Annotated in this window: 9 protein-coding genes and 1 pseudogene; 6 read left to right on the top strand and 4 right to left on the bottom strand. The window is 64.9% G+C overall.

Annotated elements, in window-relative coordinates:
• Positions 1 to 223: pseudogene (locus U5771_RS24675) on the bottom strand (hypothetical protein); the annotation flags it as partial.
• 636 nt (positions 224 to 859) lie between these two features.
• Between U5771_RS24675 and U5771_RS24670 the strand changes: the two are divergent.
• Positions 860 to 1,975 (top strand): LuxR C-terminal-related transcriptional regulator, encoded by a 1,116-nt coding sequence (locus tag U5771_RS24670; RefSeq protein ID WP_322026374.1) that lies wholly within the window; start codon positions 860 to 862, stop codon positions 1,973 to 1,975.
• A 368-nt stretch (positions 1,976 to 2,343) separates the two neighbouring features.
• Positions 2,344 to 3,960: a hypothetical protein gene (locus tag U5771_RS24665; protein ID WP_322026373.1), complete on the top strand. Its 1,617-nt coding sequence runs from the start codon at positions 2,344 to 2,346 to the stop codon at positions 3,958 to 3,960.
• A 288-nt stretch (positions 3,961 to 4,248) separates the two neighbouring features.
• On the opposite strand, the gene U5771_RS24660 is transcribed toward U5771_RS24665, so the two are convergent.
• Together U5771_RS24660 and U5771_RS24655 are read right to left on the bottom strand one after the other, a co-directional pair.
• Entirely contained in the window at positions 4,249 to 4,665 is a 417-nt protein-coding gene (locus U5771_RS24660; RefSeq protein ID WP_322026372.1) for a cupredoxin domain-containing protein, read from the bottom strand.
• Positions 4,666 to 5,098: 433 nt separating this feature from the next.
• Positions 5,099 to 6,013 carry a glutaminase gene (locus U5771_RS24655; protein ID WP_322026371.1) on the bottom strand — a complete coding sequence of 305 codons (915 nt, stop codon included), beginning with the start codon at positions 6,011 to 6,013 and terminating at the stop codon, positions 5,099 to 5,101.
• 225 nt (positions 6,014 to 6,238) lie between these two features.
• Between U5771_RS24655 and U5771_RS24650 the strand changes: the two genes are divergently transcribed.
• Both U5771_RS24650 and U5771_RS24645 read left to right on the top strand, forming a co-directional pair.
• The gene (locus tag U5771_RS24650) at positions 6,239 to 6,949 is read left to right on the top strand and encodes a response regulator (RefSeq protein WP_322026370.1); all 711 of its coding nucleotides are present in this window, start codon (positions 6,239 to 6,241) and stop codon (positions 6,947 to 6,949) included.
• A 64-nt stretch (positions 6,950 to 7,013) separates the two neighbouring features.
• Positions 7,014 to 8,144 carry an ATP-binding protein gene (locus U5771_RS24645; protein WP_322026369.1) on the top strand — a complete coding sequence of 377 codons (1,131 nt, stop codon included), beginning with the start codon at positions 7,014 to 7,016 and terminating at the stop codon, positions 8,142 to 8,144.
• A 73-nt stretch (positions 8,145 to 8,217) separates the two neighbouring features.
• Here the strand turns inward: U5771_RS24645 and U5771_RS24640 are convergent, their stop codons facing one another.
• Positions 8,218 to 10,635 (bottom strand): patatin-like phospholipase family protein, encoded by a 2,418-nt coding sequence (locus U5771_RS24640; protein ID WP_322026368.1) that lies wholly within the window; start codon positions 10,633 to 10,635, stop codon positions 8,218 to 8,220.
• Between the two features lie 271 nt (positions 10,636 to 10,906).
• Between U5771_RS24640 and U5771_RS24635 the strand changes: the two genes are divergently transcribed.
• Positions 10,907 to 11,941: a rod shape-determining protein gene (locus U5771_RS24635; protein ID WP_322026367.1), complete on the top strand. Its 1,035-nt coding sequence runs from the start codon at positions 10,907 to 10,909 to the stop codon at positions 11,939 to 11,941.
• Between the two features lie 220 nt (positions 11,942 to 12,161).
• Positions 12,162 to 12,794 (top strand): YdcF family protein, encoded by a 633-nt coding sequence (locus U5771_RS24630; protein ID WP_415859428.1) that lies wholly within the window; start codon positions 12,162 to 12,164, stop codon positions 12,792 to 12,794.
• Positions 12,795 to 13,351 lie beyond the last annotated feature (557 nt).

The raw sequence follows: 13,351 nt of genomic DNA, 5'->3' as shown, positions 1-13,351 counted from the left end.
GGTACATGATCACCTTGATCGACTGCTTGGTATCGCTGGCCTTCTCGTCGATCTTGACCTGATGCTGGAGGTTCTTTTCCAAGGACATGTTTATGGCGAGCTTGAACGTCACGAGGTGCGAGTTCTTCTTGCCCTTGGAGACCTTGAAGTCCCCCGGCCCGCAGCCGCCGCATACTTCTGCGTTTAGATCAAGGTCCGCCGGGTTGGCGAACCACGTGAGCATCCGGTCTAGCGACGGCACGTCTGCGTGAGCCCATCATCGACCGGGCACACGCCGGGTAGCCGCGGATCCTGCAAATGCCCGACCTCGGCCCGTGCGCACTGGACAACTGATGAGGGCGGCCGCACCGTCCCCGATCTGCAGTCGGAGCGGACCGCCCGCATTGCGAGCCAGTCGTGGATTGGCGCCGACAATTCGGTAGCCCGCACATCCGTATGCCTCCCGTGGACCTATTGCGGTACCAACATTCTTCCGGGATGGCGAAACCACTCGGGCGACAGGTAATCGCTGTACGCCGGTCGCTCGATCCACACGGGTGTCTGGCGCGATCCGTCGCAGCCAACAAAAGAAGAAACGGACGAAGAAACGGACGCGGCCAGTCCACTGCATCCGGGTCCTGAAATTAAAAACCGGCCGCGCGAGCGGCTGCGTCCGCAGTTTGCCTACTTGACACCGTCCCGCTAATGGAGATCCATCAAAAATCGCTTACGGACACGAAGTTCGCGTTTACGCACATCCGAATCAAGGTGCCTTTACAGGATTATTACGGTTCGCTATCGTTCTTAGCTAGTAAATCTACGAGCCTCGACCAAAGAGCCGCCCGACAGGCTCCGGTCGCTAATCCGTTGGGGAGCGGACATGCTAAGAGACCATCTGATTGGGGACCTCTACGAGGCCGCCATCCGGCAAGATGATTTCCTGGAAGTCCTGCAGCGCACTACAGAGGCGATCGGCGCGACCTGGTTCCATATGTTCAGTTGGGATCCGGCGAATAACTGTCCGGGGCTCTCGGTGTATTCACCCGGGATCGACTGGGACCCGATCATCACGCTCTACGAGCAATACTATGGTGCGCTGGACCCGAGGCGGAGCTTGGTCGAGCGAGCGCCCGCAGGAACGCTCGTCGCCTGCCAGGATCACATCAGCGAGCGTGACGTAGCGCAAAGCGAGTTCTACCAGGACTACCAGATCCCGACCGCAGGGCTGCGCTATCTTCTGGGAACCCGCCTTACCCGACCAGGCAACAGCGACACCCTGCTGGGCCTGCTGCGCGCCGCCGGGCGGACTCCGTACTCAGACGAAGACCGGGAGACTGCCGCCAGCCTGATCCCACACCTGCACCGAACGATCAATCTTTGGCAGGATGCCAAGGCACTGCACCGGGACGCCGCGCTGGGGACTGAACTTATGGAGCAACTGGGCCTCGCTGTCTTCGCGCTGGACAAGGAGGGGCGCCTCGTGTTTTCCAATCAGGCTGGCGAGGCGGTGCTGAAAGCCGGCAATGCGCTCAGGCTCAGGCACGGTCGACTGGCAGCGCCACACGCTCCGGAGAATGACGCGCTGCTCGCGGCAATCCTTCGGGTTGCGCGATCCAGACACGGGGAAAGCCTGGCGCTGCGAAACGCCACCGGAGCCGGTCACGACCTGTTCATGAGTATCGCCGCCATTCCGGGGCAAGCGCTGACCACTTTCGGCTCGGCATCGGTCTTGATCACGGCAAGGACGCGTGGAAACGGGCCCCGTGTCACCGCCAAGCAGTTACAGCAGGCTTTTGGTTTGACGCCGGCGGAAGCGGCCGTGGCGGAGGCACTGATCGAAGGCACGCCCCCAGAGGATTATGCGGACACCAAAGGGGTCTCACCCAACACGGTTAGATACCAGGTGCGGGCCATTCTTGCAAAGACCGACGCTCGATCGCAGGTCAAAGCCGTGAGCACAATGTTATCGGTACTCTCGCAACACAAGGCTAATTGACTGGCGCGGGCACAGCCGCGCTCCGATGGCCGAGCCTGTTGCTGCACGGCAATTCAAAGCGGACATGATTGTTCGCGGCAGCCCCCTTGCCGAACGCATCGCCGATGCCGAGCTTTTCAGAAAAACCGATCGGTCGTTGACGCTCGCTCGCGTGAGCAGCCGCTCTACGGCAGGTGTGTTCGATGTCATGAAACACGTCTGTTGTTTCACTATCAATATTGATGATGCGGACATTCTGACTCCACTCGCATACTTTCCCCCGGCTGCACTGGTTGTTTGCTGCGCATGCCCAAACCGAAAAACAGCGGACGGGAAGGCGCTACGTGTCGTTCGGATCCGAGCGCCGGATACATTAAGGAGCCAGAAAAATGAAAGCAGAACTGCTTGCCGTGGCTGTCGCTGCGGCTACCTTGACGGCTTGTGGCGGTGGCGGGAACTCCGGGGCGGCTACGACTACCTCGACGACGAAGATCAGTGGCACCGCGGCAACTGGCGCGGCATTGGCGGGAGCAACCGTTCAAGCCAAATGCGCGACGGGGGCGGGTACCGCCACGACTGCCGCGGATGGCACCTTCACTGTTGATATTCCGAACGCCGTGCGCCCGTGCGTGCTGAGCGTCCAGGTTCCGAACGGGACGGTGATGCACTCGGTCGTGGATGCGGGTTCTGGCACCGCTGCGGTTGCCAATATCACTCCTCTGACCGAGCTCGTTACGGCGGCCATCGCAGGCGGTAGTACTACTGATTTTTTCAATACTTTTGACACGGCCGCGCAAGGCAAGCTGACCTCCGATGGCGTCACCAGCGCGGTCTCGGCAGTCAGCCTCACGCTTAGCGGCATTGTTGATCTGGGTGGGGCGAACCCCATTTCGGACACGCTTGTCGCAGCAACTGGCAGCACTGCCGGCAACGCCATGGACCAGGCCATCGACAAACTCGGTGCCGCGATGACCTCGTCCGGCACGACCCTGGAGGAGTTATCCACGGCAGTCGCGGCGAATCCCGGCGGCAATTCGACCGGCCCGATTCAAACTATCCTGCAACCTTCGGCTGCGTCCTGCGCCAGCTTTCGCAGTGGCAAGTACTTCAGTGTCAATACGGCCAACAACACGATCGAGCCCGTGACAGTGGACGCCACAAAGCTGAACGTGACCTATCAGCGCGATGGCGCCGTCGATACGCTTACGGCTGATTCCAGTCAGGCGTGCCGCTTCCTCAATTCGGATAGTCAGTATGGCTATGACATGGTCGTCGGCAAGGGCGGGATCGCGCTCCTGCGCGATGTGCGTGGCTCCTCCACGTCCGCAAGGTTCCTGGTACCGGCGCAAAAAGTCTCCACGGACCAAAAGGCGGGTAATTGGGTGGGTCTTACCTACGCGACCAATGCCAACAGCGCTGGCAATCTGGTGCCGAGTCGCGTCAACATGACGATCGGCGACGACGGCAAGGTCACGGCTGGCAGCCGCTGCTTTGCCGGCAACCCGTGCTACGTCTGGACGGACGCTGATTTCCCTGTCTTCACCGAAGGGGCGGACGGCCTGGCAAGCACGCCTTCCAACGGCGGCATTGGGTATGCGATCACTTTCGTCGGCACCGATGGTCACGTCTCCATGTTCGTGACGCGCCCTGGTGGCTTTACGGTTGCTACCAAGGCCTACACGATGACGCTGCCGACCGTCGGCACGACGAGTGCATATTGGGACTTGACGATCAATCCGACCGGCTCGATGGGCGCCTTCGCGGCCTACAGTACCAAGATCGACTCCGTTGACCCCACCGCGAATTCCTATACCCGGACTCGTATCGAGGATGGGCGCGTCGATACCTGGACCATCGACAATCCGGTCGTTGGCCTGCGGCATCGGGACGCTGCCACGAACGTCAACGAAACGATCGGCCTGAGAATCCCCGCCGCCGGCCTTTCCGCATCGATCAGCGCCAATGTCGCTCAAAACTTCTACAACCTGAGCATGGACCGTCCCTAAGCTGTTGAGCCTCTCGCCGAGGGGCTTTCCCCTTGGCCGGGCTTTTGGCCCCTCGACTTGTGCGAGGGGTTTTTTGCGTTTTACCGCAAATCGAGTTTCGTGCCGCACTGCCTTGCTCCGGGCTTCCTGCAATTCGCGCCTCTGGATCATTGCGGTGACAGACTTCGGTATTGCCTCGACGAACTCGATCACGCGAGATTCTCATCGAATCCGGCCGGCTACGGAATTCACCCTAAGCAATGAGTTGATCGCACCGATACTTACCTCGGAATCCCGCAGGCTAGGTGTTTAGTCCGCGACGACCAACGAAGCATGCATGCCCATCGAATAGTGACCTGGCCGATTGCAGATCAGCACGTATCGGCCGGGCGTCAGCTTCAGCGTCAGACGCTTGCTCTTCCCGGGCGCGATGTCTTCGACTTCCCCCATTTTCTTGAACTTGCTCTCCGCTACTGTCTCTTTCCGTACCGGCAGGCGATCGTGGGGCAAGTCCGTCTTCAGCACCACCAGTTCATGCGTGGTGCTGCTGTCGGATGATCCAGTCACCTCGAAGGTGACCGTTCCCGCCTTGACTTCGTTGGCATCGAGATGGATGGCGGTCGATGTCAGATCGACACGGAGTGTTTCGCCCGCGTTACCGCGCATCGGAGCAAGGCAAAGTGCGGAGGCACTCAGCAGGAATACGGCCTGACGTCTACTCATCATGATCGGTCTCCTCGAATACGCAACTGCTTCCGGTCGTTGCTCGTCGCTGGCGTGGGTACGTCGACGAACCATGCGCGCCTTTCCTACCATCAATGCGGGAGCATCCTCAATCCTGAACACATTCTTGTCCGGGTCGAGAACAAGAAAAATAGGGAAACCCGCCAAACGGCATGGGTAGAGACCCGCTACGGGCATACGTCGGTGCGAGAGGGAAGGAAAACCGCTCGCGTGCGTGGCCGGTTTGGTCTTGTATTTGCCGGGCCAGTATGTAGACACGGACGACCGCTGTTGCTCAATGAACTGCCGTTGAGGTGGTGCGGGGGCCGGCGGCGGGATTGGGTCGCTTGCTGTCGAATGACGAATTCCCCATTGAGTGTGTCGTTATTCATCTCCCGCCATTGCACAAGATGAGGCACGCCCAACTTCACCCCCCTCAAAAAATCGACCTTCCCGTATAAGTCGTCAACCACTCCAGCGCCAACGTCCCCGCCAGCGAGTTCCCGTTCGCATCGAGCCCCGGCGCCCACACGCACACGGCCATCTCCCCCGGCAGCACCGCGACGATCCCGCCGCCGACGCCGCTTTTCGCGGGCAGGCCGACGCGATAGACGAAGTCGCCCGCCGCGTCATAGGTGCCGCAGGTCAGCATCAGCGCCGACAGCCGCTTCGCCGAACTCGCGTCGACGATCCGCTCGCCGGTAACCGGCGCGACGCCGCCGTTCGCGAGAAACAGCGCGGCTTGCGCGAGCTCGACGCAGTTCATCGTGATCGCGCACTGGCGGCAATACGCATCGACCACCGTGTCGGGCGGCATCTGCATGTTGCCGAAGCTCGCCATGAAATGCGCCATCGCGCGGTTGCGTTCCGCATGCTGCAGTTCCGACAGCGCGACGCGCGAATCGTAGTCGAGGTCGGTCGCGCCGATCAGCCGCCGCACGAATTCGACGAGCGCGGTTTCGGCCTTGACGAAACGGCGGCACAGCACGTCGGTGACGACCAGCGCGCCGGCGTTGATGAACGGATTGCGCGGCTTGCCGCGCTCGCTTTCGAGCTGAACGAGCGAATTGAACGCGTTGCCGGACGGCTCGCGGCCGACCCGTTCCCACAGCGTGTCGCCCAACATCTGGAACGCGAGCGTGCACGCGAACAGCTTCGAGATGCTCTGGATCGAGAAGCGCTCCTGCGCGTCGCCGACGGTGTAAACGTTTCCGTCCAGCGTCACGACGGCCATCCCGAACTTGTCGGCGGGCACTTTCGCGAGCTCGGGAATGTAGTCGGCGACGCGCCCCTGGCCGATCCAGGGGGCAAGTTCGGCATGGATGCGTTCGAGGATCGGCTGGTAGTTCATCACGTGAGGCAGGGCGGGCGCGCGGCCCGGTTTCCGGGGAGCCCGTATGGAACCGTTTCGGCGCCGATTCGTCAAGCGCGGCGGCCATTGCGCCCTTATTCTTCAGATCGGCAAACGGGCAAGCGGCGGGCGCAGTATCATGCGGTACGTTTCGGCCGATGGCCGGCAGCCGGCGCAAGCCTGCCGCCGCCGCCGCGGTCTCCCCGTATGATCCGACCGTTGCCCATGTCTTTTCGCATCCTGCTCGTCGAAGACGACACCCGCCTGTCCACGCTGATCGCCGGCTATCTGCGCAAGAACGACTATGAAGTCGACACTGTGCTGCACGGCGACGCCGCCGTGCCGGCGATCCTGTCCACGCGCCCGGATCTCGTCATTCTCGACGTGAACCTGCCGGGCAAGGACGGCTTCGAGATCTGCCGCGAGGCGCGCAAGCAGTACGACGGCGTAATCATCATGGTGACGGCGCGCGACGAGCCGTTCGACGAGTTGCTCGGCCTCGAATTCGGCGCCGACGACTACGTGCACAAGCCGGTCGAGCCGCGCATCCTGCTCGCGCGGATCAAGGCGCAGCTGCGCCGCGTCCCGGCGCGCGCGGCCGAGAGCGCCGCGCCGCAGCCGGAGCGCTACACGTTCGGCCAGTTCTCGATCGACCGCACCGACCGCTCGGTCGTGCTGCCCGGCGGCGGCTCGCCCGACCTCACGTCGGCCGAGTTCGACCTGCTGTGGGTGCTGGTGTGCCATGCCGGAGAGGTCGTCAGCCGCGACGACCTGATGCTGCAGTTGCGCGGCGTCGAGTTCGACGGCCTCGACCGCACGATCGACGGGCGCATCTCGAAGCTGCGCCGCAAGCTGCACGACGATGCGGGCAACCCGCAGCGGATCAAGACGATCCGCAGCAAGGGTTACCAGTTCAGCAAGCATGCGTGGGAATGACGCCACCCCGGCGCGACGCCGTCGGCCGCCGCCTCCCCGCATCGCACGATAGCCGGAAGCCGTGATGATCCGACGCACCCGTTCGCACCCCGATGCACCGCCGCTTCCGACCCTGCGCTATGTCAAATGGCGCTGGCTGCATTTCCGTCGCGCGTGGACCGACACGCGCGCCGACCGCATTCCGAGCTGGTCGCGCCTGTACGTGCGCACCTACCTGCACCTGCTCGGGCTGGTGCTGCTGACCGCGCTCGTGCCGGCGCTCGCGCTGTGCGTCGTGCTGTCGCCGCAAGTCGTGTGGCACGCGTTCGACGCGCTGCCGGGCGATATCTGGATCGTGCTCGCGTTCGTGTTCGCCGCGCCCGCACTCGCCGCGTATCGGTGGATGCGGCCGGTCTGGTCGGATCTCGTGATGGTGCGCGAGCGCGCGATCGACTTCACCGGCGGGCGCTTCAACACGCGCGCACGGGAGTCGCACAGCGTGATCATCGGCCCGCTCGCGCGCACGCTGAACGCGCTCGCGATGCGCATGGAGCGGCTGATCGCCGCGCAGCGCGACCTGACGAACGGGATCTCGCACGAGCTGCGCACGCCGCTCGCGCGCGTGCGCTTCGCGCTCGAGATGCTGCGCGAACCGGGCTCCGCCGCCGAATACCACGGTGCGCTGGAGAGCATCGCGCAGGACGTGACCGAGCTCGAGGAACTGATCGACATGAGCCTCACGTATGCGCGGCTCGAATACAGTTCGCTGCAGTCGAACCTCGAACTGACCGCGCCGGTCGCGTGGTTCGAGCATCAGGTCAGCGACGCGCAACTGCTGTATCCGGAGCGCGCGATCGAGTCGCGCATCGCGATCGCGTCGGATTTGCGCGCGAAGATGGACCGGCGGCTGATGTCGTACGCGATGCGCAACCTGCTGCGCAATGCGAGCAAATATGCGGCATCGCGGATCGTCGTCGGGATCGCGATCGAGCACGGCAACATCGCGATCTTCGTCGAGGACGACGGCCCGGGCGTGCCGGAGGGCGAACGCGAGCGGATCTTCGACGCGTTCGTGCGGCTCGACCGCCGCACCGGCGGCTATGGGCTCGGCCTCGCGATCACGCGGCAGGTGCTGCACGCGCACAACGGCCGGATCGCGGTCGTCGATCCGGTCGAACTGGGCGGCGCGCGATTCGAGATCAGCTGGCCGATCTAGCCGGCGTCCGGCTGCGCAGGGCGCGGGCGGTGACGCGGCGGATGCCCGGCGCAGCCATCCGCGCGCGTCGCCATCAGTATGTGCGGCCGAGCTGCAGGTAGATGTTGCGCCGGCCGCCCGGCGCGAGCGCGATACCCATGTACACCGGCCCGAACGCGGTCGACAGGCTCGTGAAGAACGTATAGCTCTGCTTGAGCGTGCCGCCGCCGATCTTCTCGCCGCTCGACCACACGTTGCCGATTTCCGCGCTGGCGCCGATCGACAGCGCCTTGACCGGCGACGCGTTGAACGTCATCAGCTGGTTCATGTAGGTCACGTTCCCGTAAGCCAGCTCGTTGCCGTTCAGCTGATCGGCCGCATAGGCGGCCAGATGCTGGAAGCCGCCGAGCGTGAAGTTGAACGCGTTGATCAGGTTGGTGCCGCCGATGCTCTTGCCTCCCTCGATCGTCGCGCTGACGCTGTGCCGCCCGAACTGCTGCGCGATCATCGCCTTGCCGTAGATGTCGGTGAAGGGCGTATTGGAGATCGCCGCGTCGAACTGCTGCGCCGTCTGGCTGTTGTGCGACAGCAGCGAGCGTTCGACGCGGAATTCGGTGTAGTAGCCGCGGCGCGGGAACATCGGATCGTCGAGCTGGTCGATGACGAGCCGCGCGCGCGCGGTCAGCGCCTGCGACGTGAAGCTCGGCCACAGAAGCGTCGAGACGCTGCCGTCGTCGTTCGAGAACGGCAGGTTGTAGTTCGGCGAGCCGTGACCGGTCGCGTAGCCGAGGCCGATCCGGAAGTCGCCGAGCCGCCCGATCGGCAAGCCGAAGTCGAGCCCGGCGCGCGTCGTCTGCATCAGGTACTGGTTCAGCTTCACGTCGCCGCTGTTGTCGTACAGGTTCGCGTAACGGCGCTGATATTCGGCGTACGGCGAGAGGTAGTAGCCGTACGCCGCCGACAGCGGCTGGCGCAGTTCGACGCGCGCCGACTGCAGGTCGCTGCCGATCGTCGTGTCCGCGCGGAACTCGAGGCCCGACTCCGTGAGCCACGGCCGCCGGTAGCCGACGTGCAGGCGGAAGCCGCCTTCGTCGGTCGAGCTGCTCGACATCCCGACGCCGAACAGCAGGAAATTCGGCCCCCAGTATTTCTCCCGCGCATCGATCTCGAGCACGTTCTCGTCGCCATGGCTCACGATCTGCTGCGTCACGCTCTCGAAATTGCCGCCGGTCGTCAGCCGGAGCAGGTCCTGGCTGACGGTCGCCGGATCGTAGGTGTCGCCCGGTTTCACGTGCAGCGCGTCGCTGACGACACGCTTCGGCACGCCGCCGGTCGTCTTGATCTCGACCCGTGTGATGCGGATCGGCGGCGGCAGCGGCTGCGCATGCGCGGACCGGTAGGCCGCGTACTGTTCCGGCGTGAGCGCGAAGTGCCTGAGCTGCGGCAGCGCCGCGGTCGCGGCGGCCGCGCCGGCGGCGATCGCCTGCTTCGCGTTCTGGAAATCGGTGAACGCGAGCGCGCCGAGGTCGGGCGCGAGCAGCACGTCCTGCGCGGCGAGCTGCTTGCGCTGCGACGTCACGTTCTGGCGGATCAGGATGCCGACCATCTGCTGCATCACGTCGGCCGGCGACGCGAGCGCGTCGAGCGGACGCAGCGGCGAGCCGATGTCGACGGCGATCACGACCTTCGCACCCATCTGCCGCGCGGTGTCGACCGGCAGGTTGCTGACGAGCCCGCCGTCGACGAGCGCGCGGCCGTTGATCTCGGCGGGCGCGAACAGGCCGGGCATCGCCATGCTCGCGCGGATCGCGAGCGGCAGCGAGCCGTGGTCCAGCACGACCATCTGGCCGGTCTGCAGGTCGGTCGCGACCGCGCGATACGGGATCGGCAACTGGTCGAACGGCTGGTTGGTCGGCACGGCGGCCGTCCAGTTCGCGAGCAGCGCCTGCAGCCGGTTGCCCTGCACGAGGCCGACCGGCGCCTTCACGCCTTTCTTGCCGAAGCCGAGCGTCAGGCCGTTGATGTACAGGCGCTCGTCCTCGCGGCTGCTTTGCGGCAGGTCCGCGCGGTCGGTCACGTCGAACGCGATGTCGGCCAGGTTCACCTCCGACAGCTTCTTTTGCATCTCGTCGGCGGCCATCCCGCTCGCATACAGGCCGCCGACCACGGCGCCCATGCTGGTGCCGGCGACGCAGTCGATCGGGATGCGGTTCTCCTCGAGCACCTTCAGCACGCCCAGGTGCGCGTACCCGCGGGCGCCGCCGCCGGACAGCACGAGGCCGATCGACGGCCGGCCGGCCGGGCCGCCGTTGGCGTTGCAGATCGGCCCGGGTGCGGCGGCGGCCGTCGTGGCGGGGGCGGCCGGTGCGGCGGCAGGGGTCGCCGTCGCGGGGCGGGTGGCGGTGTCGGCGGCCGGCAAGGGCTGCGCGGCAGCGGTGCAGCACCAGAGCGCAACGAGCGTTGCGCCGAGCTGGCGCACCCCTAGCCAGCGGAGAGAAGCGGTCGCTGTCATGGTGGAATACCTGGCGTGATCGGGCGTCGGACGCCTGCCGGGAGCAGGCAAGACCGAGAGATTACCGTGTTTTACAAGCACAACGCGAGAGGCCGATGCGTAGCCGCGGGCCCGCCGAAACGCGTTTTCGGCAATTTCGTCGCGAAAAAATCATTGGAATTGCTTAAAGTATCGGAATGATTTGCCGCTAAGACCGTCATGGGGCGGCAAAGGCGCGCCGCAGGGATGCGGCCTGGCCGCTCCGGCCGGTTTGCTCAAGAAAAGGCTTGATATGTCGACACCGCTGTTCGGAAAGTTGTTTGCGCAACCCGTTGCGATCGACCCTGGAACGGCGAGTACGCGGATTTACACGCAAGAGCGCGGCGTGGTGCTGGACCAGCCGTCGGTCGTCTGCTTTCGCAAGGGCGGCGCGTCCGACGCGCGGCCGACGCTCGAGGCGGTCGGCGAACTCGCGAAGGCGCTGCTCGGCCGCGAGCCGGGGCATCTGGAGGCCGTGCGGCCCATGCGGCACGGCGTGATCGCCGATGCGCACGCCGCCGAGCAGATGATCCGCCGCTTCATCGACATGTCGCGCACGCGTTCGTGCTTCGGCCGCCGCGTCGAGGTCACGCTGTGCGTGCCGTCGGATGCGACGGCGGTCGAGCGCCGCGCGATCCGCGAGGCCGCGTTCGCGGCCGGTGTATCGGACGTCGAACTGATCGAGGAAGCGCTTGCCGCCGGGCTCGGCGCGGGCCTGCCGGTGACCGAGCCGGTCGGCTCGATGGTCGTCGACATCGGCGCCGGGACGACCGAAGTCGCGGTGATCGCGCTCGGCGGCGTCGTCTATCGCGAGGCGATCCGGGTCGGCGGCAACCAGTTCGATGCGGCGATCGTCAACCACGTGCGCAACCTGTACGGCGTGCTGCTCGGCGAGCAGACCGCCGAGCGCGTGAAGAAGACGATCGGCTCGGCCACCAGCGCCGTGCCGCGCGCGTCGACGCGCGCGATCGGGCGTGGCGTCGAGGACGGCCTGCCGCGCTCGATCGAGCTGTCCAACCACGATGTGGCGGACGCGCTGGCCGCGCCGCTCAAGCAGGTGATCGGCGCGGTGAAGTCGGTGCTGGAAAACGCGCCGGCCGAACTCGTGACCGACATCGCGGATCGCGGCGTGGTGCTGACGGGCGGCGGCGCGCTGCTCGCGGATCTCGAACGCCTGCTGCGCGACGAGACCGGGCTGACCGCGCGGATCGCCGACGAGCCGGCCACCTGCGCGGTGCGCGGCGCCGGGGAGGCGATGGGGCGGCTCGCGACGTGTCCTGTGGATTGACGCGGGCCGGGCAGGCTCGTTGACGCTCGTTGAAAGTCCTTCGAACCCCGAACCTCCAGCAGGCCGAACGTCGTCCGGTTGCTCCGGACACACTCGACACGCCGTGTCGACCGCCGTGCCTGGACCTGCGCGAGCGCGCCGTGGCAGCATGCCGTGCGAGCCGGCGGCGCGTTTCTCCTGGAGTCCGACACCTTTGAACCAGCGTTTCAAGCGGGGCCGCATGGCCCGGATCGGCCGTGTGCTGGCCGCGGTCGCGTGTGGGTGGATCGTCGCGGCCGTCGTGCTCGTCGGAGCCGGGATGCGGATGCCGAGCGGGCCGGCCGACGTCGCGGTGATCTTCGGCAACGCGCTCGACGACGGCGGTGCGCCGAAACCCGTGCTCGCGGCGCGGCTCGATGTCGGCGTGCGCTGCTATCGCACCGGGCAGTGTCCGGCGTTCCTCGTCAGCGGCGCGATCGACGGCCCCGGGCTGAACGAGGCCACCGCGATGCGCGACTATCTGGTCGCGCGCGGCGTGCCGGCCGACCGGATCGCCGTCGACGACCAGGGCGACAACACGCTCGCGACCGCGCAGCACGCGCGCGCGTACATGCAGGCGCACCGGATGTCGCGCGTGCTGATCGTCAGCCAGTATTACCACCTCGCGCGGGCGCGCCTGGCGTTCGAGCGGGTCGGCATCGCGCCCGCGAACATCTTCGCCGCGTATCCGCACGGCTTCCAGTGGCGCGATATCTATTCGAGCTGGCGGGAGGTGCCCGCCTACGCGCTCTATGCGCTGCGTCTGTGGCTCGATCCCGAGGCGCGGCCCGTGTCGTTCCGTCCGATGCTTTATCTGACGCGCCTGTTTTCGTGACACGGCGAGCCGGCCGGGAGTCGATTGATCCTGCTGCTTTCATTTTCATTTCGGGGCGAATGAATCGGGTGCGCCGAATTCGAAAGTCCGTTGCCGGATTTCGAAAATCCATGCTTTCGATTTTGTAAATGAAATGGATCCGGATTATTTGCGCCGGCTGCCGCCGTCGTCATTGATATTGCGCCGCGAAAATCCGGCCGGCGATTGGTGTGAGATATCGGTGTTTTCACGGATCTCGCGGCGCCGGTAGCTTTTCCCGGGATTTGGTGGAATGACCGGAGAGCCTTGGGAATCCGGTCATTTCGCGCAATCGCACGAGTAAAAAATACGTGTCCCATTGATCTTGCTCCGATAACCAAACATCGACTGGAAAACCATGTTTTTTTGATATAGCCTTGTCTGACAAAAAAGCAGGGCGGTAATCAAATCAACCAGAAAGTCGCTGCATAAAAACCAGGGGTCACGATCATGTCATCCGGTTAGTTTTGCATTCGCAAACGAGAATCGATTAACCCGCAGTTCATCCACGAAAAAACCGACGTCGTTCCGCGACCGCC

It is taken from the genome of Burkholderia sp. BCC1977 (assembly GCF_905339595.1).
Taxonomy (GTDB): domain Bacteria; phylum Pseudomonadota; class Gammaproteobacteria; order Burkholderiales; family Burkholderiaceae; genus Burkholderia.
The sequence above is the reverse complement of the archived record's forward strand: the minus strand, read 5'-3'. Positions and strand labels throughout refer to the sequence as shown.

Excerpts from the sequence above, each read along its gene's own strand:
- U5771_RS24640 (WP_322026368.1), bottom strand. The coding sequence starts at position 10,635 with ATGACAGCGACCGCTTCTCTCCGCTGGCTAGGGGTGCGCCAGCTCGGC.
- U5771_RS24665 (WP_322026373.1), top strand. The coding sequence starts at position 2,344 with ATGAAAGCAGAACTGCTTGCCGTGGCTGTCGCTGCGGCTACCTTGACG.
- U5771_RS24650 (WP_322026370.1), top strand. The coding sequence starts at position 6,239 with ATGTCTTTTCGCATCCTGCTCGTCGAAGACGACACCCGCCTGTCCACG.
- U5771_RS24630 (WP_415859428.1), top strand. The coding sequence starts at position 12,162 with ATGGCCCGGATCGGCCGTGTGCTGGCCGCGGTCGCGTGTGGGTGGATC.
- U5771_RS24670 (WP_322026374.1), top strand. The coding sequence starts at position 860 with ATGCTAAGAGACCATCTGATTGGGGACCTCTACGAGGCCGCCATCCGG.
- U5771_RS24635 (WP_322026367.1), top strand. The coding sequence starts at position 10,907 with ATGTCGACACCGCTGTTCGGAAAGTTGTTTGCGCAACCCGTTGCGATC.
- U5771_RS24655 (WP_322026371.1), bottom strand. The coding sequence starts at position 6,013 with ATGAACTACCAGCCGATCCTCGAACGCATCCATGCCGAACTTGCCCCC.
- U5771_RS24660 (WP_322026372.1), bottom strand. The coding sequence starts at position 4,665 with ATGATGAGTAGACGTCAGGCCGTATTCCTGCTGAGTGCCTCCGCACTT.
- U5771_RS24645 (WP_322026369.1), top strand. The coding sequence starts at position 7,014 with ATGATCCGACGCACCCGTTCGCACCCCGATGCACCGCCGCTTCCGACC.